This is a genomic window from Flavobacterium reichenbachii, assembly GCF_002217435.1.
Lineage (GTDB): Bacteria > Bacteroidota > Bacteroidia > Flavobacteriales > Flavobacteriaceae > Flavobacterium > Flavobacterium reichenbachii.
The window spans coordinates 330,718-354,445 of the sequence record NZ_MUHF01000003.1 but is presented as its reverse complement, the minus strand read 5'-3'; the positions used below and the strand labels follow the sequence as shown (position 1 = coordinate 354,445).

Annotated in this window: 23 protein-coding genes; 14 read left to right on the top strand and 9 right to left on the bottom strand. The window is 32.2% G+C overall.

Annotated features, from left to right (window positions below; all coding sequences use genetic code 11):
• Positions 1–29: 29 nt before the first annotated feature.
• Genes B0A68_RS04815 through B0A68_RS04805 form a run of 3 tightly spaced genes read left to right on the top strand, consistent with a single transcriptional unit; the run spans position 30 to position 2,530 of the window.
• Positions 30–713, top strand: a complete 684-nt coding sequence (locus tag B0A68_RS04815; protein WP_035684326.1) for a cell division ATP-binding protein FtsE — start codon at positions 30–32, stop codon at positions 711–713.
• Positions 713–1,600, top strand: coding sequence for a glycosyltransferase family 2 protein (locus B0A68_RS04810; protein WP_035684328.1), 888 nt, complete (start codon positions 713–715; stop codon positions 1,598–1,600). The genes B0A68_RS04815 and B0A68_RS04810 overlap by 1 nt, the downstream gene beginning before the upstream one ends.
• Positions 1,601–2,530, top strand: coding sequence for a glycosyltransferase family 2 protein (locus B0A68_RS04805; protein WP_035684330.1), 930 nt, complete (start codon positions 1,601–1,603; stop codon positions 2,528–2,530).
• Here B0A68_RS04805 and B0A68_RS04800 read toward each other — a convergent pair.
• Positions 2,513–2,920 (bottom strand): sugar 3,4-ketoisomerase, encoded by a 408-nt coding sequence (locus B0A68_RS04800; protein ID WP_035684331.1) that lies wholly within the window; start codon positions 2,918–2,920, stop codon positions 2,513–2,515. The genes B0A68_RS04805 and B0A68_RS04800 overlap by 18 nt on opposite strands.
• On the bottom strand, positions 2,917–3,744 hold the full coding sequence (locus B0A68_RS04795; RefSeq protein ID WP_035684332.1) for a glycosyltransferase family 2 protein: 828 nt from the start codon (positions 3,742–3,744) through the stop codon (positions 2,917–2,919). Before B0A68_RS04795 ends, B0A68_RS04800 begins: the two co-directional genes overlap by 4 nt.
• 44 nt (positions 3,745–3,788) lie before the next feature.
• Between B0A68_RS04795 and B0A68_RS04790 the strand changes: the two genes are divergently transcribed.
• Positions 3,789–4,919 (top strand): glycosyltransferase, encoded by a 1,131-nt coding sequence (locus B0A68_RS04790; protein WP_035688091.1) that lies wholly within the window; start codon positions 3,789–3,791, stop codon positions 4,917–4,919.
• A 6-nt stretch (positions 4,920–4,925) separates the two neighbouring features.
• Here the strand turns inward: B0A68_RS04790 and B0A68_RS04785 are convergent, their stop codons facing one another.
• The 7 genes from B0A68_RS04785 to B0A68_RS04755 form a co-directional block, all read right to left on the bottom strand.
• Complete coding sequence (locus B0A68_RS04785) at positions 4,926–6,278, bottom strand: hypothetical protein (RefSeq protein WP_051892568.1); 1,353 nt, start codon at positions 6,276–6,278, stop codon at positions 4,926–4,928.
• A gap of 11 nt (positions 6,279–6,289) precedes the next feature.
• Complete coding sequence (locus B0A68_RS04780; protein ID WP_035684334.1) at positions 6,290–7,564, bottom strand: O-antigen translocase; 1,275 nt, start codon at positions 7,562–7,564, stop codon at positions 6,290–6,292.
• A gap of 1 nt (position 7,565) precedes the next feature.
• Positions 7,566–8,675, bottom strand: a complete 1,110-nt coding sequence (locus tag B0A68_RS04775; protein WP_035684335.1) for a DegT/DnrJ/EryC1/StrS family aminotransferase — start codon at positions 8,673–8,675, stop codon at positions 7,566–7,568.
• On the bottom strand, positions 8,672–9,622 hold the full coding sequence (locus B0A68_RS04770) for a GNAT family N-acetyltransferase (protein WP_035684338.1): 951 nt from the start codon (positions 9,620–9,622) through the stop codon (positions 8,672–8,674). The genes B0A68_RS04775 and B0A68_RS04770 overlap by 4 nt, the downstream gene beginning before the upstream one ends.
• 45 nt (positions 9,623–9,667) lie before the next feature.
• On the bottom strand, positions 9,668–10,270 hold the full coding sequence (locus B0A68_RS04765) for a trimeric intracellular cation channel family protein (protein WP_035684340.1): 603 nt from the start codon (positions 10,268–10,270) through the stop codon (positions 9,668–9,670).
• Between the two features lie 90 nt (positions 10,271–10,360).
• On the bottom strand, positions 10,361–10,771 hold the full coding sequence (locus B0A68_RS04760; RefSeq protein WP_051892572.1) for a PH domain-containing protein: 411 nt from the start codon (positions 10,769–10,771) through the stop codon (positions 10,361–10,363).
• Between the two features lie 34 nt (positions 10,772–10,805).
• Positions 10,806–11,549: an RDD family protein gene (locus B0A68_RS04755; protein WP_035684342.1), complete on the bottom strand. Its 744-nt coding sequence runs from the start codon at positions 11,547–11,549 to the stop codon at positions 10,806–10,808.
• A 20-nt stretch (positions 11,550–11,569) separates the two neighbouring features.
• Between B0A68_RS04755 and B0A68_RS04750 the strand changes: the two genes are divergently transcribed.
• From B0A68_RS04750 to B0A68_RS04705, 10 genes are all read left to right on the top strand, one after another.
• Complete coding sequence (locus B0A68_RS04750) at positions 11,570–12,535, top strand: stage II sporulation protein M (protein ID WP_035684344.1); 966 nt, start codon at positions 11,570–11,572, stop codon at positions 12,533–12,535.
• Positions 12,535–13,494, top strand: coding sequence for a hypothetical protein (locus B0A68_RS04745; protein ID WP_035684346.1), 960 nt, complete (start codon positions 12,535–12,537; stop codon positions 13,492–13,494). The genes B0A68_RS04750 and B0A68_RS04745 overlap by 1 nt, the downstream gene beginning before the upstream one ends.
• The gene (locus B0A68_RS04740; RefSeq protein WP_035684348.1) at positions 13,487–14,257 is read left to right on the top strand and encodes a DUF4129 domain-containing protein; all 771 of its coding nucleotides are present in this window, start codon (positions 13,487–13,489) and stop codon (positions 14,255–14,257) included. The genes B0A68_RS04745 and B0A68_RS04740 overlap by 8 nt, the downstream gene beginning before the upstream one ends.
• Positions 14,250–15,455: a DUF4350 domain-containing protein gene (locus B0A68_RS04735; RefSeq protein ID WP_035684350.1), complete on the top strand. Its 1,206-nt coding sequence runs from the start codon at positions 14,250–14,252 to the stop codon at positions 15,453–15,455. Before B0A68_RS04740 ends, B0A68_RS04735 begins: the two co-directional genes overlap by 8 nt.
• 36 nt (positions 15,456–15,491) lie before the next feature.
• Entirely contained in the window at positions 15,492–16,505 is a 1,014-nt protein-coding gene (locus B0A68_RS04730) for an AAA family ATPase (protein ID WP_035684351.1), read from the top strand.
• A gap of 90 nt (positions 16,506–16,595) precedes the next feature.
• Positions 16,596–17,927 (top strand): DUF58 domain-containing protein, encoded by a 1,332-nt coding sequence (locus B0A68_RS04725; RefSeq protein WP_035684353.1) that lies wholly within the window; start codon positions 16,596–16,598, stop codon positions 17,925–17,927.
• 131 nt (positions 17,928–18,058) lie between these two features.
• Positions 18,059–19,144, top strand: coding sequence for a phosphoglyceromutase (locus B0A68_RS04720; protein WP_035684354.1), 1,086 nt, complete (start codon positions 18,059–18,061; stop codon positions 19,142–19,144).
• 42 nt (positions 19,145–19,186) lie between these two features.
• On the top strand, positions 19,187–20,116 hold the full coding sequence (locus B0A68_RS04715) for a DUF2167 domain-containing protein (protein WP_051892574.1): 930 nt from the start codon (positions 19,187–19,189) through the stop codon (positions 20,114–20,116).
• A gap of 191 nt (positions 20,117–20,307) precedes the next feature.
• Positions 20,308–21,096, top strand: coding sequence for a TrmH family RNA methyltransferase (locus B0A68_RS04710; protein ID WP_035684356.1), 789 nt, complete (start codon positions 20,308–20,310; stop codon positions 21,094–21,096).
• A gap of 244 nt (positions 21,097–21,340) precedes the next feature.
• Positions 21,341–23,563, top strand: a complete 2,223-nt coding sequence (locus tag B0A68_RS04705; RefSeq protein ID WP_035684358.1) for a RelA/SpoT family protein — start codon at positions 21,341–21,343, stop codon at positions 23,561–23,563.
• Positions 23,564–23,728 lie beyond the last annotated feature (165 nt).

Here is a 23,728-nt window from a genome sequence, read left to right as displayed (position 1 = left end):
ATTACTTTTACCATTCTAATCACTTTATTATGTCACAAACCGTACTATCTCTTAAAGAAGTCACTATATATCAAGAAGGAAGAAAAATTTTATCTCACATAAATTTAGATGTTAAACACGGTGAATTTATATACATAATCGGAAAAACAGGCTCTGGAAAAAGCAGCTTCATGAAAACTTTATACGCCGATTTACCCTTAACAGAAGGCGAAGGACATATCGTAGAATTTGATCTGGCTGCTATTAGAGAAAATGATATTCCGTTTTTAAGACGTAAAATTGGGATTGTGTTTCAGGACTTTAAATTACTTCCTGATCGTTCTATCAAAGACAATATGCTTTTTGTATTAAGAGCTACCGGATGGCATGAAAAAGATGCAATGGAGCATAAAATTGATGAAGTTTTAGACAAAGTCGGGATGAAAGATTTTGTAAACAAAATGCCTCATCAGCTTTCTGGAGGAGAACAGCAGCGTGTTGCGATTGCAAGAGCACTTCTTAATGATCCAGAATTTATTCTTGCAGATGAACCTACAGGAAACCTGGATCCGCAGACAAGTTCTGAAGTTTTGGAAGTATTGAAAAAAATCAACGCTAACGGTAAAACCATTATTATGGCAACTCACGATTATGCTTTATTGATGAAATTCCCGTCTAAAACATTAAAATGTGAAGACGAAAGAATTTTTGAAGTGGTGCAAAGAAGCGTGTAATGCTTTCTATTCTTATTCCAGTTTATAATTATAATGTTTTTACTTTAGTTGAAACACTTTATAATCAATGTCTGGAGTCTGATATTTCTTTTGAAATTATCTGTTTAGATGATGCGTCAAACGAGTTTTTGACTAAAAATCAGCAGCTAAATCAACTTAACAATGTATCTTTCAGTAGTTTAAAAAACAATGTTGGAAGAAGCAATATTCGAAATTTATTAGTTCAAAAAGCTTCTTACGAAAATGTACTTTTTCTAGATGCCGATACAATTCCGGTGCATTATGATTTCATTTCAAAATACATTCAGGAACTGCAAAAAGGCACAACAATTGCTTACGGCGGAATTTTATATAAAGATATAAAACCTCCAAAAGAACAGCTTTTACGCTGGATTTATGGTCGAAAAAGAGAAGCCTTAAAGGTAGATGACCGAATTAAAAATCCTGCTCAGTCGGCATTTGTATCGAACTTATTGATAAAAAAAGAAATTGCTGTCCGCTTTCCTTTTGATGAGACAATTATAAAATATGGTTTCGAGGATATGCTTTTTTTTTCTGTTTTAAAATCCGGAAAAATACCAATTACACACCTGGAAAATCCTGTTTATCATCTTAATTTAGAAACGGGTGCTGTATTTCTAAACAAAACAAAAACAGCACTAGAGAATCTTTCTTTTCTTTATGATTCAAAAAAAATAACAAAAGACAATAGTAAAATTATAGCGTTGTTTGTTCGTTTAAAAACACTTAAACTTACCACTGCATTTGCTTTTTTGTTTAAAAAGACGGCATCAAGGATTGAACAAAATTTACTTTCAGAAAAACCATCATTACTTTTATTTGACCTTTATAAATTGGGCTTTTACTGCTCTTTAAAAACAAAATAAATGGCTTTTTTTTCAATTATAATTCCGCTGTACAACAAAGAGAATTTCATCAAAAACACGATACAAAGTGTTTTGGAGCAAACTTTTGGCGATTTTGAAATCATTGTAATAAACGACGGATCTACAGACAAAAGTGAAGAAAAAATACTGCAGTTTGAGGATTTAAGGATTAGTTATTTCAGCACAGAAAATAATGGTGTTTCTGCAGCCAGAAATTACGGAATTACAAAAGCAAGCGCATCTTATATTACCTTTCTGGATGCAGACGATTATTGGCGGCCGATATTTTTAGAGGCGATGCTGCAAAACATCAAACGCTTTCCGGAACAGAAAGTTTTTGCTGGTGCAATTGAGTTTGAAACTTCAAAAAAAACAATTCCGGCACAGTATTCTATTATAAAATCTGATCCAGAATCTCAAATTGTAAATTACTTTAAGGCAAGCCTGAAAGAGAGTGCGATATGGACTTCCTGCGCCGTATTTCACACAACTATTTTTAGCGAAATTGGAAATTTTGATACTAAAATAAAAAGCGGACAAGACACTGATTTATGGATTAGAATCGGGCTTAAATATCCTGTTGTGTTTATCTGGAAAATTTTAGCGCGTTACGTTTACGACTCTAAAAGTCTTTCTAAAAACACAAAACTTATTCATGAAAAAATGGATTTTTCTAAATTTAACGAAGCAGAAAAATCAAATGCAGAGTTGAAAAAATTCTTAGATTTAAATCGCTTTTCATTAGCCGTAAAAAGCAAAATTGCCGAAGAAAATGAACAATTCAAAATGTATTATAAGGATATTGATCTGAACAATTTGAGTCTTAAAAAGAAAATACTTTTAAGACTTCCTTCCGCTTTATTAAAAATTCTAATTTCGTTTAAAACCAGATTAGCAGATTTAGGTTTGGTATCAGCTGTTTTTAAATAATTTGAATTTTTTATATTCCCGAATATAATCTTCCTCATTAAATTCATCCGAAGACAATACCAGACAGACAGAACCTGAAGAAAAATTCTGCAGTTCACGCCAAATGCCGGGAACAATAAGCAGACCAATATTGGGCTTATTGAGTGTTACTGTTTTTATTTGTCTGCCGTCTTTTAGCACAACATCAAAACTGCCGCTTAAAGCAATCAAAAATGCCTGCTGTTCTTTATGCGCGTGCCCTCCCCTTTTACTGCCGCTGGGAACATCATACAAATAATACACTCTTTTGGACACAAACGGAATAGTTTCTCCCTGAATTACAGAAAGATTCCCTCTTCGATCCTGAATTTTGGGAATTTCAATCAATTGAACATCAGCGATTGTTGTCATAAATTTTTCTGTGCTAATTCTTGATATTTGTAAATACCAGATAAACCTATTTTATATTTTTCCTTAAAACCCGATTTGCTTATATGATCGTTTCTGTATAAAAAAAGCAAGTATTTCAGAAGCCATAAGTAGGCATATTTGCCTTTTATTTTGTAAAATAATGCAGATCTGGCAAAGATTAATTGGTGTGAACCTTCGTTTCTTCCAGAAGATATTTCGGGATGTGAAACAATAATTTTCGGACTGTAATACATCTTTAATCTGTGTTTTAAAGCAGTTTTGAGAAATAAAAATTCTTCAGCAGTTTCAAAAAACGAACCTAAACCAAACCATTCGTCAAAATAAATCTGATGCTTTTTAATTTCTTCCAATTTAAAAGCAATTTCTATAGAGCTTACCTTCCAAATTGATTTTAAAGAATGTTTATAGGATTGAATTTCTTTCTTTTCGGGCTGGGAATTTCCAAATCGAATATGATTGAAAGTAATTACAGAAGCTTCTGTAAGTTCTGAAAAAGCTTCGACGATATCTTTCTGAAAATTAGGAATAAACACAACATCGTCATCGGTGATCAGGCAGATCTTTTTTACAGCATTTTTTACTGCCTTATTCCTGCTTTTGGACAAACCGATTTCCGCAGCATTTATAACCCGGACAGTTGGATATTCTGAATGTAAAACCAAAATTTCTGATTGGTTTATAATCAATAAATTAAAATTCGAAAAATGTTCTGACGGAAACATCTTCGTCAAAAAGTCTAAATTGCTCCTGTCTTTAGTCGCAATCAAAATTTCCAGATCATTTTCCGAAAAAACATTTGCCATTTTAATCTATATTTACGTAAATATAAATGTTTTTATTAAGAAAAATGAAAATCCTCTTAATTGGAGAATACAGCCGGCTGCATAATTCTTTAAAAGAAGGATTAGAAGCACTAAAACACGACGTAAAGATTATAGGAACGGGCGATAGTTTTAAGCAGTTTCCTGTTGATTACTCCACCTTTCCTAGGTTTATTACCTCAACTAGACTGTTGCTTTTTTTTAATAAAGTCTTCTTTAAAATTTTTAGAACCGATTTGCAAACAGCAGAAAAGGGAATCCGATTTTGGTTTTATTTACCCAAACTCAAGAACTATGATATTGTGCAATTAATCAATTCTAATGCTGTTGAAACGTACCCTTTTTTCTCTAAATATTTATTGAAAAAGATTTTTAAAAATAATAAAAAAAGTTTCCTTTTAGTATGCGGAGAAGACACGCCGATTATTGATTTCCTGTTAAAAAACGAAATGAAGTATTCTATTTTGACACCGCTTCTTGAGAACGAAAAATTAAAATCTTCTTATTCTTTTTCTTTAAAATATACTCAAAAAAATTATAGGGATTTGTACGATTTTATAAATTCAAATGTGTGCCAGACCATTGTTTCTGATTTAGATTATAAAATTCCGCTTCCGCAGTGTAAACTAATTCCAAACCCTGTAAACACCGATAAAATTGCTTTTGAACCTTTAATTATTTTAGAAAAAGTGATTATTTTTCTTGGAATAAATGAAAGCAGTTTTACAAAAAAAGGAACAATATATTTTGAAAAAGCATTAGAAATTATAAACCAAAAATATACTGATAAGGTAGAAATCATAATAAGTAAAAGTCTTCCTTACCAGAAATATGTCCAACTTTATAACAGCGCTCATATTATTCTGGATCAGGTTTATGGTTATGATCAAGGTTACAATGCACTGGAAGCTATGAGCAAAGGAAAAGTTGTTTTTACAGGAGCGGAAAAGGAATTTATGGATTACTATAATTTAACGGAAAAAGTATGCATTAATGCCTTACCAGATGTGGATTATTTGGTAACTGAATTATCATTTCTAATTGAAAATCCTGAAGAGATTATCACAATAGGAAAAAGAGCGCGAGATTTTATAGAAAAAGAACATCATTATATTCAAATCGCACAACAATATTTGAATACCTGGAATGAAAACTAAAAGAATTTAAAGTGCTTTCTTTTTATTGAAGTTCTCTTTTATAAATAAAATAACAACCAGCATCATAATGTACTCAAAAGGGAAACTAAATCTGGCATTGCCTCCATATGTCACGAGTGCCTGAAGCACAGAAACTGCAAAAATAATGGTTATAAATACCACCTCTTTTGAGATTATGCGATTCTTAAAGAATTGTATCAAATAATAAGGAATTAAAAATACAAACGAAAGCTTGAAAAACCAGATTAGCAGCGTCTGTAAATACCAAATTCCTAAAAATATTTTATTGACAAATGGAAAAGAAAAGTTGTTATAATTCCAATACAATTTGGGTTTCCAGAAATCAAACCACGATCTCAAAACTACTTGTTTTGCGTATTCCAACGGATTTTTTTTAATTGTCGCTATTGCATAACGGCCTAAAACTGCAGACAGTTTAGGAAAATTATGGTCTGTTTTTTTTATTAATTCATTTTGAGCATCCCAGATGGTCATCGCTTCCTCTTTTCTGTTTTCTGGCTGCAACTTTTTATTTTGAACAATAATATTCTCTCTGGTTTTTGCATATACAGAACCAATCCAATGGTATTCCTGAGTTGTTTTTTCGGCAAAATAAACACAGTTTTGAGATAGATTAAGTCCAAAAAAAGTAGTGGAAACAAAATATCCCGTATTTACTTTATTGACATAAGACCAGCCAAAATAAGCCAGAAGAGGAAAAATCAAAATGATTATTTTAGAGCTTATAAATTTTGAAAACCTAAAATTTTTAATCACGCTCAAACCGTATATAACAAAAGGAATAAAAGCATAAAAAGGTTTTATCAATACCAAAATCCCAAGCACAAATCCTACTGCTAAATCTTTTTTTATGTTTTTGCTTTCTAAATAATCTGATGATAAATAATAGAATAAAAGAGACACAAAAAAGAGTGTGAGCGATTCTACTAATATTATTCTTTCGTAAAAATGAATCTGCAAAAAACTTTGAAGAAAGAGTGTAAGACATAAAGCTTTTTTTGAACTAAAATTAAAATTCAAAATTGTTTTATACCAATATACTGACGTGATAATACCTAAAAACACCTGATATACAACCGTTACAACAACAGAATTAAAAGCCAATGAAATAAATAAGGGATAACCCAGGCTTCTTTCTCCGTTATAAAAATCCAGATTAAATTCGGATATTTTTTTTGCTAAAAACAAATATCCCTCAGAATCCGGAAAGATAGTTACATGAAAATACAGAACTGATAATAAAGCACGAAAAAGCAATCCTAACCCAATTAAAATTCTAATTTCTTTAGTAAAAAATGAATTGAAGATCTTATTTATAGAATTACTGTTTTGATTCATTTTTTAAAATTTTATATCAAACTTTTTCTAAAATATACGGCAAGAACTATAAAATAAACAAAATTTTCAAGAGCCTGTGCCATTACAACGCCTTCTATTGCAAAAAAACGGATAAAATATAAACTGGCACAATATAAAAAGCACAGCGAAAGAATTTCTGTAATTATAAAAGCGGCAGTCATTTTTTTTGCAAAAAACTGAAAACCTAAAATCAAGGCGCAAACCTTAAAAACATCTCCCAATAACTGCCAGAAAAACAAAGAAGTTACAGGCAAAAATGCTTTACTAAATAAGATCTCAATAATAAAAAACCGAGTAAAATAAATCAGTATTACTATAAAAATAAAAACAGGCAGAATTGATTTGTAGAACTGCCAAAAAATACTTTTTGTTTCCAGATTATCTTTTGCTTTTGATAATTTAGGCAAAAAATAAACGGTTAGAATTGTGCTTACAAACAATAGATAATAAGACGAAATACGAGTCATTGTTTCCCAATACCCTGCCTCTTCTATTCCGAGATTCTGAATAATATGAGTTCGTATTGCTAAGAAAACAAAAGGTCCAAAAACAGACGAAGCTAAAGCCATTAAAGAATAAGAAGAAAGGTTTTTTAAGATCTTAAAATCAAATAAACCTAATTTGATTGTTTCTAAAAACTTAATCTCTTTATGAACAAAATAAAAGGTTACAAAAAACAACAGTGCGGGTGTAATTACAATTGCCAATAGAGCTCCTAAAGTTCTAAACTGCAAGATCATACAAACTGAAGATACTAAACCTATAATATTGCCGATAATGTTTATCCAGATTACTTTTTGAAATTTCCCCAAACCATTGATTACGGCTATCAAAAAAATGGAAACGGCGTACCACGGCAAAGCAAGAGCAAGTACTTTGAAAACTAAAGCATATTCAAAACCAGAACCAAAGACTGCTTGGTTCCAATAGGAAGCAAAAAAGAATAAGAAAACGCTTAAAACAAGGCTTATCAGCATTAAACTGATAAAAATTGTAGCGATTATTTTTTGAAGTGCTTCTTTATTTTTTTCATTTTCTGCAGTGTATTTTACAATCCCGTTTTGAAAACCTAAAGTAGAAATACTCTCTAATGAAGTTAAAAAATTACGTAGATTTCCAACCAAAGCCATACCGCCCGGACCAACAAAAACGGCTAATATCTTTGAAGTAATTAATCCTATTCCGATTTTTAAGCCTACACTGAAACTGTTTAAAGAAGTAATCTTAAACAAAGTCGTTTGGATTATTTTTTTAAGGAAATTCAAATTAATATTGATTTAAAATTTCGATAATGATACTGACTTTTTCCATTGTTAAAACAGGACTTATCGGCAGGCTTAAAACCTCATTATGAATCTTTTCTGTAATTGGAAACGAGAGATTATTATAGGCAGAAAAAGCTTTTTGTTTGTGGGGCGGAATCGGATAATGAATTACGGTTTGTATCTTATTTTTTAATAAGTAATCCTGCAAGGCTTGTCTGTTTTCTGTTCTAATGACAAATAAATGAAACACATGATTCTCTGATAAATCCCAAAACGGAAGTTTTATTTTGTCATTTTTAATTTCTGATAAATAGCGTTTTGCAATGTTTCGACGTTTTTGATTATCATCGTCTAAATTGGGAAGTTTTAAATTTAAAAAGGAAGCCTGAAGTTCATCTAATCTGGAATTTACTCCAATATATTCGTTATGATATTTTTGTTCAGAACCATAATTCCGAAGCGAATAAAGTACTTTTGCCAAGGCTTCGTCATTTGTGGTAACAGCCCCGCCATCGCCCAGACAACCCAGATTCTTGCCTGGATAAAAACTATACGCAGCTGTCGATTTTAGATTTTCTTGATTTTTAAGCTGTGTGCCGTTTACTGAATCTGCACCATGCGACTGCGCTGCATCTTGAATAACCAAAAGATTATTGCATTCTGCAATTGCGCCAATTTGATCCATTTCTGCCAGTTGACCGTATAAATGAACGACTAAAATCGCTTTTGTTTTTGCTGTAATTTTTTCTAAAATTAGGTCGGGATCGATATTATAAGTTTCTAATCTGGGCTCTGCAAAAACCGGAACTAAACCAGCTTCTATAATGGCCAAAATACTGGCGATATAGGTATTTGCAGGAACTATTACTTCGTCTCCTTTTTGTAATTTCCCTAATTGTATGTAACCCTTAAAAATCAAAACCAAAGCATCGAGACCGTTTCCAACTCCTATGCAATAATCGGTTTTACAATATTGAGCAAAAGCTTTTTCAAATGTATCCAATTCCTTTCCTAAAATATACCAGCCATTATTCAAAACCGATTTCAGTTTTTCCTGAAAAGCAGTTTCATAACGTTCGTTTATTTTTTTAAGATCTAAAAATGGTATCATTTTAAACTAATTTTATAAAAATCCTGACTGTAAACTGTACATCCTAATTCTTCTTTTTGCATTATAAGTCCCGGATTATAACCTTTTTCATCATCTTCGTTTACAATTCCCATATCAAAAAAAAGCTTTCCCTCGCGTTTGTATTTTTCTATCAAACTAATGAATAAAAAATCCAAAGCTCTTACTTTTTCTCCATTTTGAGATGTTGCTCCGTATTGCGATTTTACCACATTTTGAGTTTCAAAAATGGTTATTCCGGCTATAATTTTATCTTCCTGATAAACAGAATACTGTTTTATATTTTCTGGAAATTTTTGCTTCAGCAGTGCGATTTCTTCTTTTGTATGAACAGGTTTTACATTAAATTTTGACGCGAGTCTAACCTCTAAAATCTGCTCCCAAAAAGGATTAAAATTTTGTTCTTCGATAATATCTAAGTGTATTTTTTCAATTCTTCTAAAGTGCTTTAACTTACTTTTTGATATTGATAAAGGTACAGAAAGATTTACGGCTAAATTCATTTCTTTACGCTCTAAAACAGCACCTCTTTTGAATAAAAAGAAATCTGTTTCATTGTTTCCCATAGGAAAATAAAAATTTGGAACTGGTTTATAGTAAAAGTTTTCTATTTGATTTTCTTTCAAAAAAAATAAAATCTGATCCAGTATTAATTCTATTTTTTCAGCTTTTAATTTAGATGAAAAAACCAAACCTCCGTACGTAAGTCCCTGGTGCGAATAAACAGAATTCTCTTTTTTATTGGCTGGTAAAACGGCTGTAAGTTTTTGATTTTCATATACCAAAATCGAAAAATCTTCAAATCGATCTTTGTGATATTCCATAAAGTCACGTTGAAATAAAAACGTCGCATTTTTGGCTTTTGAGATAAAATCATTCCAAATCGTGTAATCGTTATAATCGTATTTCTTTATAGTATATACTGTCATTTCTCTTTCAATTTTAATAAATTCTTCGTTGTAATTTTTAAAATTTTATTTGTGATCAAATGCTTTCAGGTGCCATTTGTATTTTACGGCCAGCAGTCGTATCGAAATAATTATCAAAGAAGTGACTAGATATAAAACATCATTATTTAAGTTTAATTTTTTAAGAACAAAAAAAACAATCCCGCCAAAAATGCAGATTGTAGCGTAGATTTCTCTTCTAAAAATAGTCGGAATCTCATTGCACAAAATATCACGTGTTACACCACCAAAACAGGCTGTCATGGTTCCCAAAGCAACACAGATAATGGGATGAAGTCCTATAGAAATTCCTTTTTCGAGACCTATTAATGTAAAAACCCCAAGCCCGATCGTATCAAATAAAAATAACGATGTGCGTAGTTTATCAAATTTTTTTCTAAAAAGAATGGCAAGTCCAAATCCTAAAATAATAACATAAACGTATTGCAGATCAAGCATCCAGCCAACCGGAGTTCTTCCTATTAATATATCACGAAGTGTACCGCCGCCAACTGCTGTAACAAAAGCAATTATAAAAACACCAAACGGATCTAGTTTTTTATGCATTGCCGTTAATGCTCCGGACATTGCAAAAGCCATAGTACCAATAATATCTAATAAGTGGAACATTCTTTTTTAGGTTGTAAGATTCAAAGGTGCAAAGGTGCAAAGATTTTATCAGCAGTCTGCAATTATTTTTTTATTCTTGAGAGTTAATTCTTAAATCCTGGATTCTATTTCTATTTCTGGATTTATTCTTTTTACAGCTTCAATAAATCTTGTTTCGTCTTTTGGCGCAATTAGGATCCTATCAAATTTGTTGTAGAAAATCTCAAGTTTTATATAGGAAAAGGCAGGTAAATTTGCATGGATCAACATTTGGGAAATCTTTTTAATATTTTGGATTTCAATTGAAAAATTATACAAAAAACAAAATTTGATCTTCAGTTTTTGATCTTCAATTATATAATAAGTTGTCCAAAACATCAAAATAAAGATGCCGATTGCAAAAAGTATAAAAGAAAAACCAATCCAGTTTTTATTGTAAAATAGTCCTGCCAGTATCAACCCAAAAATGACACTTAAAGTAAGTACAAATAGTAAATTAATTTTTGGTCTGAATTTTTCCATTCGTCTATTTATTCTTTAAAAGTATTTTTTAAAATTACATATTCTGGGTGTAGAAATTATAATCTTTTAAAACCACTCTAAGAAAATCGCTGTTATTGCCTGATTGATTTTTGATTCCGGTCACACTTTCAATTTTTGCAACTAGCTTATAAATGATTTCGTGATCATTTTTTGCTTCTGCTTTTTGAAATGTTTCTTTAATGATTCTCATGTCATTATCTGATAATTTTATTACCAAAGGATAAGTCGGAACATAGGCATCGCCAATTTCTTCCAGAATGGTATGGCTGATGTTAATTTTGTTTTTTAAAGTAATAACGGCAGTTCCTGCGGCCATATCGCCAATGCGCTGTGCTTTTTTGCTGGATACAACTGAAATTAAGGCGACAAGTCCGTAAAGCATGAAAAAATCAATTAGCCTAAAAAACCATCGTATTAAATAATCGCCAAAACCGGCTTGGTAACCATCAATTTTTACGACTTTTATTTTGACTATTTTTTTTCCGATTGTCTGCCCTTCAAAAATGCTTTCGAGTGTGATCGAATAAATAATGGCTGGAAAATAAATCATGATACAAATAGCCGCACAAGACCATGTATCAAGGGTATTGAATAATTTGTCAAAATTAAGTCCATAGAAAAACAATAACGAAATGGCTATCATATAAGAAACCTTAATGAACAAATCAATAAAATATGATCCCAATCGCTCCCCAATAGAAGCTGCTATAAAATTTATTTTAACATTTTGTGTTGTGGTAATAGATAATTCTGACATATTTTATACTTTAGCCTGCAATGAGAGAAATCGCTTTTATAAAACAAAATAAAGAAAAATGGCTGGAATTTGAGCTAGCTATTTTTGGTAAAGCTAAAAAAAATCCTGATGAGTTAGCTAATTTGTACATTCAAATGATGAATGATTTGTCGTATGCACAAACTTATTACCCAAAAAGTAAAACTGTGGTTTATTTAAATCACCTTGCATCGCAGATTTATCAGAAGATTTACAAAACCAAACGAACTGAAAAAAACAGAATTGCAGAGTTTTTCAAAACAGAAATTCCGCTTCTGGTTTATGAGTACAAAAGATATTTGATGTATGCTTTTATTTTATTTTTTGTAACCGTTGCCATTGGTGTAATCTCGGCAAAAAACGATCCTGATTTTGTACGTCTGGTCATGGGAGATAATTATGTAAACATGACTTTGGAAAACGTTAAAAAAGGAAATCCGATGGCCGTTTACAGCTCAGGATCAAACTGGGGAAGTTTTGTAGGCATTACTTTTAATAATCTTCTGGTAGGCGCAAAATGTTATATTTACGGCATTTTTTTCGGAATCGGAACCTTTTACATTTTTATGGAAAACTCCATCATGCTGGGATCTTTTCAATATTTTTGTTACGACAACGGTGTTTTCTGGAAAAGTGTGAGAAGTATCTGGATTCATGGTTCTATGGAAATTTTTGCCATTGTTATTGAAGCTATGGCTGGGTTTATCCTGGGCGCTTCTATACTTTTTCCTAAGACTTTTTCGAGATTAAATTCTTTTAAAATAGGTTTTAAGAACAGCTTCAAAATATTCCTGAGTACATTTCCTTTTACCATAAGTGCAGGTTTTCTTGAAGGTTTTATTACGCGCTATTCTATTGATATGCCCAATTGGCTGAGCAGCTTTATTATTTTATTTACATTAGCCGTAATTTCATTTTATTATATCGTTTATCCTTTTATTGTCCACAAAAAAATAACTTCATTATAATGTTTGAACTTTACAAAAAAAGAGAATTAGGTGATTACATCGCAGATTCTTTCAAATTTCTTAAAAATTTTGGAAAGCACTTTTTTAAGATCTTCTTTGTCATCAATGGAGCTTTTTTATTGATCATGGCTGTATTAATTTTCTTTTTTCTTAAAATTAATCTTGAAGCCGCTGCTAACGCCAAAAATGCTCAAAATGATCCGGTAAATAATCTTTTACCCTATTTTGACAACAACAATATGCTTTTTGGAATCTGCATCGCTGTTTTTGTTCTCGTTATGATCGTTTCGTCCTTGTTTAATTATGCTTATCCCGTTTTATATTTAAAGATAATAGGCAGAAAAAATACTAATGACTTTACATTAGAAGATATTATTTCGAGCTTTAGTCAAAACTTATGGAGAATATTAAAATTCTCTATTGGTTTTATTTTTATTGTACTTCCTGTTATTCTTATAATCTTAATTTTAAACATCTTACTTTGCTTTATTATCATTGGAATTCCTATTTTACTGATCACCTTACCGGCTGTTTTTACCTGGATTAATTTTAGTCTTTACGTTTATTTGACAGATGATGACAGAGGTTTTTTTGAATCTCTAAATCACGCTTATTATTTGGTAAAACAAGATTTCTGGAACACCATTGGTACAACTCTTATTGTAATGATTATGATTCAGTTTATCCAGGGATCTATAACCATGTTTTTTTATTTTGTTGGAATATTTGTATTTCTAGCAACCCAAATTGGAGGCTCTGGTTTTGATGATACTAAACCTTTTCATCCTTCTGCCCTGTTAATTGGCTGTATTACAATCGTAGTTGTTTTATTGATGGTTCTAGGACATCTTTTTAGCAATATTATTATTATCAATCAGGGGATTCTATATTATAGTTTAGATTCAGAAAACAAAATGCCAAACGCTGCAATTGATTTAATAGGAGACCAGAATGAATAGATTTTTTTTCTTTTTAATTTTTCTTTTCTGTTTTGGTATTTCTAATGCGCAAGACACAATTGTTCGCGAAGAACCGCCAAAAATTGATGCAGTAAAATACACCGAAAAGGATATTAAAATTGATTCAGCTGCTGTTGAACAGGTACATTTTGCTAAAAATTTCAAGAAAAAATATACAGATTCAGACTTTGTATATGAATACAAAGCACCCGAAAAAAGTATGTGGGATCATTTTAAAGAATGGCTCGCAAGTTTGCTGCAAAACTTATTAAGCGGTACCGAACAAAGTTCTCTTAATTTAGTCGACATTTTAATCAAGACAATAGCCGTTTTGGTTATTATTTTTGTAATTTATTTTATTGCAAAAGCCTTGATTAACAAAGAAGGTCAATGGATTTTTGGAAAAAACTCAAACAAAAGAAACATCAATTATTCTGATATCGAAAAGAATATTCACCTTTTAGATTTTGAGAAATTAATTAAAGAAAGCATACAAGCGGGAGAAAAAAGAGCCGCTGTACGATACTATTATCTTTGGTTGCTGAAGGTTATGGCACAAAACCGATATATCGAATGGGATATCGAAAAAACAAATTCTGATTATTTATACGAACTCCAACGTCCTGATCACAAAGAAGATTTTACTTATCTGTCTTATTTGTACAATTATATCTGGTACGGCGAATTTGAAATTGACGAGAATATGTTTAAAAAAGCCGAAAATAGATTTAAGAATTCTATAAAAACCTTTGGTAATGAATAAAAGCATTAAAATATACATTGGTATTCTGGTTTTTGTTTTAGCCTTAATCATAATAACAGACCGTAACACTCCAAAACAGATCGACTGGACGCCGACTTTTTCTCTTCGAGATAAAATTCCGTTTGGTTTATATGTTCTGGATCAGGAGTCTAAGGAAATTTTTAAAAACAAGAAAATTGAAAAAATAGAAACCTTAACGCCTTATGAATTTTTAGATTCTAAATTTGTTGGAGATTCTGTAACCGAAGGCTATAACATAAAAGGAACTTTTTTTAACATTTCAGATGTCAATATTATAGACGATCAGTCTGTAGAAGAAATTATGTATTTTGTATCGCACGGAAATAATGCTTTTTTAAGTATGAGACAATTTCCTAAAGCATTATTAGACAGTCTGAAAATACAATCAAAAACAACATTTGTTCCCAGTAAAAAGACCTCGCTGTGGATGGCTAATAAAAAAGTAAATTCAAAAAAATATGTTTTTGATTCTGGCCTTGAAGATTATTTTTCTAAAATAGACACTCTTAATACCATAGTTCTGGGGTATCAAAACAATGCTAAAAAAGAAAAACACATCAATTTTATAAAAGTACCTTATGAAAAGGGATATTTTTATCTTCATACACAGCCTGCTGTTTTTACTAATTACCATTTGCTAAAATCAGATTATCAGGAATATGCCTCGAGTATTTTGTCTTATATTCCAAAAGGCGATATTTTCTGGTATACCAAAACGCAGCATGATGATAAAATTTCGAGATCACGACTGCGCTATATTTTCAGTCAGCCGGCACTGCTCTCTGCTTTAAATCTTTCCTTGATAGGGATATTAATTTTTGCGCTTTTTAATGCAAAACGCAAACAAAGAATTGTGCCGATTCTAAAACCTTTATCAAATTCTACCGTCGATTTTACAAAAACAATCGGAAACTTATATTATCAGGAAGGCGATCACCGCAATATAATTGATAAAAAAATTATTTATTTCTTAGAGAAAATAAGAACCGAATATCTTATTGAAACCACCAGTCTAAATGATGAGTTTGTTAAAAAACTTCATTATAAAACAGGCAAAAGCGAAACTGATATTCAAGAACTTGTGTTTTTAATTAACGAACACCGAAACAGCTATCACGGAAGTCTTGAGGAGGATTTAATTAGAATTAATAATGCTATAGAAAAGATTTTACACTAATATTATAACAAAATTTAAAAGAAAACATACATACTCATGGACGACATCAATAGAATAGAAAACGAATCCGCAAATGAAAATGTGAATTTTGAGACAAGAATAAATCTAACACCGCTTTTAGATCATGTTAATGCCATCAAAAAAGAACTGGAAACGGTAATTGTAGGACAGCATAAAATGATTGATCAGCTGTTGGTTGCCATTTTATCTAACGGGCATGTTCTGCTGGAAGGTGTTCCGGGAGTTGCCAAAACCATTACAGCCAAACTGCTTTCTAAAACATTAAATATTGGTTTCAGCCGTATCCAGTTTACGCCAGACTTAATGCCGTCGGATATTTTAGGAACTTCTATTTTTAATTTGAAAAACTCTGAATTTGAGTTTAAAAAAGGACCGATTTTCTCTAATTTAATATTGATTGACGAGATTAACCGTGCTCCCGCCAAAACTCAAGCCGCTCTTTTTGAAGTTATGGAAGAACGCCAAATTACGATTGATGGAGGTGCGTATCAATTAGAAACTCCGTTTTTGGTCATTGCAACACAAAACCCAATCGAACAGGAAGGAACTTACCGTCTGCCGGAAGCTCAGCTGGATCGTTTTTTATTTAAAATTACAATCGATTATCCTAAATTGAACGAAGAAGTTCTGATCATTCAAAGAGAACATTTATTGCAGAGTCATGGCAAACTAGAAGCTGTAAAAACTATTCTTTCTGGTCAGGAAATTAAGGAATATCAGGCATTAGTAAAAGAAATAAGAGTAGAACAAAACCTATTAGAATATATTGCCAGAATCGTTGTAAACACCAGAGAAAATGCATTTTTATATTTAGGAGCTTCACCACGTGCATCGATCGCGATTTTGAATGCTTCAAAAGGGTTTGCTGCAATTAGAGGACGTGATTTTGTTACGCCCGAAGACATTAAAGAAGCTGCAATTCCGGTTTTACAACATCGTGTTATCGTAGCTCCAGAGCGCGAAATGGAAGGAATTACAAGTTCAGAAATCATTAAGCAGATTATTGAAACAGTCGAAATTCCAAGATAATTATGAATTGTGAATTGCTAATTGTGAATGAATTATGCTTCGGGAAAAGCCTTTAGCAAACTTGAAACTCCCAAAACTTGAAACCAAAAAATGAAGTTTATTAAAAGTTTATATCTCAATAATTTCTTTTTCTATGTGCTTTTGGGCATTATAGCATTATTTATCTGTGCTTTTATTTTTCCGAATCTTTATAACGCAGTTTGGTACATTGTTTTGGTTTTATGTACATTTTTGGTTCTTGATTTACTGCTTTTATATTTAACAAAAACAGGAATAGAAGCCGTTAGAGAAACTCCGGATAAACTTTCAAATGGCGACCTGAATCCAATAAGTATCAATATAAAAAATCATTATACTTTTACAATTTCAGCAAAAATCATAGACGAAATTCCATTTCAGTTTCAGGTTCGTGATTTTAAGATTTTAAAAACAATTAAAGCATCTTCGCAAAAAGAATTTGGCTACGATCTGCGTCCTACAGAACGCGGAGAATACTTTTTTGGGTCTATAAATGTCTATGTTTCTTCTCCGTTAAAATTAATTTCGAGACGATTTATTTTTGATAAGAATAAAATGGTTCCTTCTTATCCGTCTTATTTACAGCTTCGTAAATATGATTTACTGGCTTTTTCGAATAATCTTTTCCAATACGGAATAAAAAGAATCCGACGCATTGGACATACAATGGAATTTGAACAAATTAAAGAATATGTTCAGGGAGACGATTTAAGAACATTAAACTGGAAAGCAACCGCAAAGAAAAATGCGCTGATGGTCAACCAGTTTCAAGACGAAAAATCGCAGTCGGTTTACATGGCAATAGATAAGGGACGTGTAATGCAAATGCCGTTTGACGGTTTGAGTTTGTTGGATTATGCAATCAATTCGACTTTAGTTTTATCAAATGTTATTCTCAAAAAGCAAGATAAAGCGGGAATTTTTGCTTTTTCTAAAAAAGTTGAAAACAGAGTTTTTGCAGAAAAAAGAGCTTCGCAGATGCAAAAAATCCTGGAGACATTATACAGCATCAAAACCGATTTCTTCGAAAGCGATTACAGCCGTTTGTATGTAGATATTAAGAAAAATATCAACCAGAGAAGTTTGATTATTCTATATACAAACTTTGAAACAATGGACGGATTAAACCGTCAATTGCCGTATTTAAAAGGAATTGCAAAAAGTCATTTGCTGGTTGTTGTTTTCTTTAATAATACCGAATTGAATTCGATCATCAATTCAAAAACGAATACCATTCAGGAAGTCTATGATAAAGTAATTGCCGAAAAATTTATGTTCGAAAAACGATTGATCGCAAACGAACTTAAGAAATACGGAATTCACTCGGTTTTAACACAGCCTGAAAATCTGACTCTGGATGCAATAAATAAATATTTGGAAATAAAATCAAGAGGAATTTTGTAAAATATCTTTCTTGTAAAGAAATAGTTATGTTTTGGCTATAAATTGAAAACCGATTTATTGCAGTAATTATAATTATTTAGTTTTGATGCTTACATACAACATTCAAATCCAAATTTTATAAAACACTCATTATGAGAAAATTAATTTTATTTTTATCCTTTTTTGTAAGCATGCTGTCTTCAGCACAAAAAACAGAAAATATTATTATCATAACCACAGACGGTTTTAGATGGCAGGAAGTTTTTAAGGGAATTGATCCTGCGATTGCCAATGATAAAAATTTTAATCAAGGCGACAGTACCTATATTTATAAGAAATTCTCAGGAAAAGATTTTGCAGCATCGCGCGAAAAATTAATGCCATTTCTTTGGTCAGAAATTGTTCAGAAAGGGCAGATTTATGGGAATCGAGATTTCGGAAATAAGGTCAATGTTTCTAATCCGTATTGGTTTAGTTATCCGGGTTACAGCGAAATTATGACTGGAAATGTTGATGTACAAATCAATTCTAATGCATACAAAGCAAATCCGAATGTAACGGTTTTAGAATTTCTAAATCAACAGCCAAAGCTAAAAGGAAAAGTAATTGCTTTTGGAGCATGGGACGCTTTTGACCGAATTCTGAATGAAGAGAGAAGTGGTTTTCCCGTTATCTCTGCTTTTGATAATGTGGGCGGAAACAAACCTACAGCCACGCAAAAGCTACTAAACGAAATGCGTACTAATTCGTTTAAGCCTTTTCATGAAGACGAGTGTCTGGATGTTTTTACACATTATGAGGCAATGGAAGAACTCAAAACAAAAAAACCAAAAGTACTCTATATATCATACGGAGAAACAGACGAATGGGCGCATCATGGTCATTACAGATCGTATCTCGATGCTGCGAATCAAGTCGATAAATGGATTAAAGAAATTTGGAATTTTGTTCAGAATGATCCGCAGTATAAAAACAAAACTACTTTGCTTATTACTGTAGACCACGGAAGAGGCGACAAAATTAAAGCGCAATGGAAGGATCACGGTGCTGATGTTGCAGGAGCTTCAGAAATTTGGTTTGCTGCAATTGGACCAGAAATTGCACCAAACGGCGAAATAAAAACAGAATCTCAATTGTACCAAAAGCAGTTTGCCCAGACTATTGCCAAAATTATGGGCTATACTTTTACGGCTCCTCATCCGGTTGCAGAAGAAATTCAGGAAATACTTAAAAAATAATCTAAAACCCAAATATAAATCAACAAAAACCAACCAACCAGAATGAAAAAAACTTTATTATTTCTCTTGCTTAGTGTTATTTCTATATCAAAAATAACAGCACAAGCAGACACACTTGCAGCCTATTATGACAAAATCGAAAAATCCTTTAATTACGAATCTGGAAAAATAAAACTTACTGAAGGAGATGGAACGCTGAATGTTCCTAAGGGTTTTAAATTCTTAAACGGAGAACAGACACAAAATATCCTGAGTAATTTATGGGGAAATCCAGAAGATAAATCTGTTTTGGGATCTTTAGTTCCCGACGGAAAAGGTGTTACTCACGCCGACAGCTGGATGTTTGTAATTAGCTATCAAGGAGATGGTTATGTAAAAGATGATGACGCTGACGATATTGATTACGATGATCTTCTTAAAACAATGAAAGAAGATGTAGCATCAGAAAATGAAGAAAGAAAAAAAGCCGGATATCCTGAAGTTCAATTAATTGGATGGGCTTCTACTCCATTTTATGACAATAATTTAAAAGTACTGCACTGGGCAAAAGAATTACAATTTGGTCAGGATAAAGAACATACCTTAAATTATGATTTAAGAGTTTTGGGCAGAAAAGGAATGTACAATATTTCTGCAGTTGCAGGAGTACAGCAGCTAGCTGAAGTTAAAGCAAGTATTCCCGGAATCGTAAAAAGCGTAGAATTTAATGACGGTAACAAATACCTGGATTTTGATGCCGATACAGATACTGTCGCTGCCTGGACTATTGGAGGATTAGTAGCTGGAAAAGTTCTGGCAAAAGTCGGCTTTTTTGCTATTCTGGCTAAATTCGGAAAAGTAATTGTAATCGGAATTATTGCAGCATTTGCCGCACTTAAAAAATTCCTTTTTGGCAAAAAAGATCAAGTGGTTACAAGACCAATTGAAGAAGAAACTGCTCTTTTGGACGAACATAATTCTACTGAAGAGTAAGTATTTTTGCCGCGAATTTCACGAATTAATATTTTGAAATTTCTGAAATTCGTGGCAAACCTTTTTTGATCTTGTTCCTTAAAACACCTAAAAGGTTTTGAAAACCTGCAGGACAAAGACAAAAAACCTTTTCAACTTTTTAAAAAAATCTCAGTACCTTAGCGCCTCAGAACCTAGTACATTTAAAAAAAATGAAACAAATTACTTCAATTCAAAATCCGTTTATAAAATCTTTGGTTTTACTTCAGGAAAAAGCCAAAGCCAGAAAACAAACCGGTACATTTTTGATTGAAGGCTTAAGAGAAATTTCATTGGCTATAAAAGGAGGTTACGAAATTGAAACTGTTTTATTTCTACCCGAATTAGTTTCTGAATCAGAAATCAATAAATTGATTCAAAATCCTTTTCAGGTTATAGAAATCAATAAAGAAGTTTATCAAAAACTGGCGTATCGTGACACGACCGAAGGAATTTTAGCTGTAGCAAAAAGCAAATCTCTACAATTATCTGATTTAAAACTTTCTAAAAATCCGTTGATTTTAGTTGCCGAAGCTCCGGAAAAACCGGGAAATATTGGTGCTATTTTGAGAACTGCAGATGCAGCAAATTTAGATGCCGTTTTAATTGCGAATCCGAAGAGTGACTTATACAATCCAAATATTGTGCGCTCAAGTGTCGGCTGTCTGTTTACTAATCAGATTGCGACGGGAACCACTGCAGAAATCATTTCTTTTTTAAAAGAAAACAACATTGATTTTTACTGCGCAACTTTGCAAAATTCAACTTCGTACCATACTCAAAACTTTACAACTCCAACTGCCTTAGTTGTGGGTACAGAAGCTACAGGATTAACACAGGAATGGCGCGACGCTGCAACACAAAATATCATTATTCCGATGCAGGGCGAAATTGACAGTATGAATGTCTCTGTAGCTGCCGCTATTTTAATTTTTGAAGCTAAACGTCAAAGAGGATTTTAGATTTTAGATTTTAGATTTCTAAAAAAATCGCTTTGCTCTTTTTTCATTGGAAGTTGTACTATTGCAATTTATCTTAAGACAACCTTTTTTGATGTTAGACTGAGGGAAGTCGAAGTCTCTTTTGGCAATGAAAATTCTAAAAATTCACCTTCAAAAATCTAAAATCTTAAGTATAAAATCAACAATCTATTCCCTTGCGTATGTTCTAACTTATTCTTATTTTTAGTACTTGAACTATGCTGATATGATAGAAATAGATATTGAAAAAGAAAACAAAGCAATTGCGCAGGAATACAAGGAATTACTCCGCATCAGCTACCAAACTTTAAGTCCTACTGATAAAAAACTTATCCGCAAGGCTTTTGATGTTGCTGTTGATGCTCACAAAGAACAAAGACGTAAATCCGGCGAAGCGTATATCTTTCATCCTATTGCAGTTGCAAAAATCGTTGCTTCTGAAATTGGTTTGGGAGCGACCTCTATTGCAGCAGCTTTACTTCACGATGTTGTAGAAGATACTCCTATTACGGTCGAAGATATTGAACGTTTATTTAATCCGAAAGTGGCTCAGCTGGTCGAGGGTTTGACTAAAATTTCATTGGTTCAAAAAGATCTAAATGCTTCTATGCAGGCTGAAAATTTCAGAAAAATGATTCTGACTTTGAATGATGACGTTCGTGTTATTCTGATCAAACTTGCCGATCGTCTGCACAATATGCAGACTATGGATTCGATGGCGGAATATAAACAGACCAAAATTGCATCTGAAACTTTATATATTTATGCTCCTCTCGCCCATCGTTTAGGGCTTTATAATATTAAAACCAAATTAGAAGATTTAGGTTTAAAATATACAGAACCTGCAGTTTACAATGACATTGTAAGCAAAATTAGAGAAACTAAAGAAGAGCAAGATGCTTACATTAAGGACATTTCAGATGTATTAAAGAAATCTTTAGACAATGAAGGCGTTGATTATATCATTAAAGGCCGTCCGAAATCTATATATTCTATTCGCAGAAAAATGCGTGCTCAAAATGTAAGTTTTGATGAAGTGTACGACAAATTTGCACTTAGAATTGTTTACAAATCTGATCCTCATGAAGAAAAATTTGTTGCATGGAAGATTTATTCCATAGTAACAGACCATTACAGACCAAGTCCGAGTCGATTGCGTGACTGGATTTCGTCACCAAAATCTACAGGTTACGAAGCCCTGCATATTACGGTTATGGGGCCGAAAGGACGCTGGGTCGAAGTTCAGGTGCGAAGTGAACGTATGGATGAAATTGCAGAAAAAGGATACGCAGCACATTACAAATATAAAAATGGAGCAACTGAAGAAAGCGGTTTAGACACTTGGCTGAATTTGCTTCGCGAAGCTTTAGAAAATCAGGAAACAAACGCAGTTGACTTTGTTGAAGATTTTAAAATGAATTTATATTCAAAAGAAATCTTTGTTTTTACGCCAAAAGGTGAAATCAAATCACTGCCAAAAGGAGCAACTTCTCTTGATTTTGCTTTTAGCATACATTCTGAAATTGGAATTAAAACCAGAGGAACTCGCGTAAACGGACGTTTGGTTCCGCTGAATCACGAACTTAAAAGTGGTGATCAGGTAGAAGTAATTACTTCGACAAGCCAAAAGCCAACTATAAACTGGCTGGAATATGTAACGACTTCTAGAGCTAAAAATAAAATAAAAAATGTTCTAAACGAGAACACCAAAAAGATTGCTGAAGAAGGAAAAGAATTACTTACCAGAAAATTAAAACATCTAAAAATAACCATCAGCGAGCAGGTTATCAATGAATTGGTAAACTTTTTCAAGCTTAAAACAAGTTTAGATTTATTTTACAGGGTTGGAATTGGAGCAATAGAAAATCAACAGCTCAAGGATTATGCTGCACAAAAAAGCAACTCGTTTATCAATTTCTTTAAAAATAAAATTAAGCGAAATAAAGATACTACGGCTGATGAAGACATTCATAAACCTGTTATCAGCAGTAACTATGATATGCTGGTTTTTGGAACCGAACATGATAAGCTGGATTATAAGCTTTCGCAGTGCTGTAATCCGATTCCGGGCGACGATGTTTTTGGATTTGTTACCATAAATGAAGGTATTAAAGTACATAAAAAAGACTGTCCAAACGCTATCGGAATGCAATCCAATTATGCATATCGCATTATGAGTGCAAAATGGATTGACTCTTCTCAGGAAGAATTCAAAGCAATTATCAACATTACAGGAATGGATGTTTTAGGGCTTACAAACCAATTGACAAGAGTAATTTCTAATAATATGAGTGTAAATATTCAGAGTATTTCATTGAGTACAGATGCAGGGATTTTTCATGGTCAGATTGCGGTTATTGTAAAGAATAATACGATTTTAAAGAAAATGATCAACGCAATTAAAAAAATAGACGGCGTTGATAAAGTGACGAGAGAATACCGTACTTAATAAGTCGAAAGTTTAAAGTCTTAAAGTCAAAAGAAATATTATTCGTGACTATTTTACTTAAACAATTGATATGTATATTTTTATGAAAACAAATTCTTTAGAAATTCCCCAAATCAATTTTGATGAAAATGGAGAACTTAAAATAATAGCTTCTGAATCCTCATC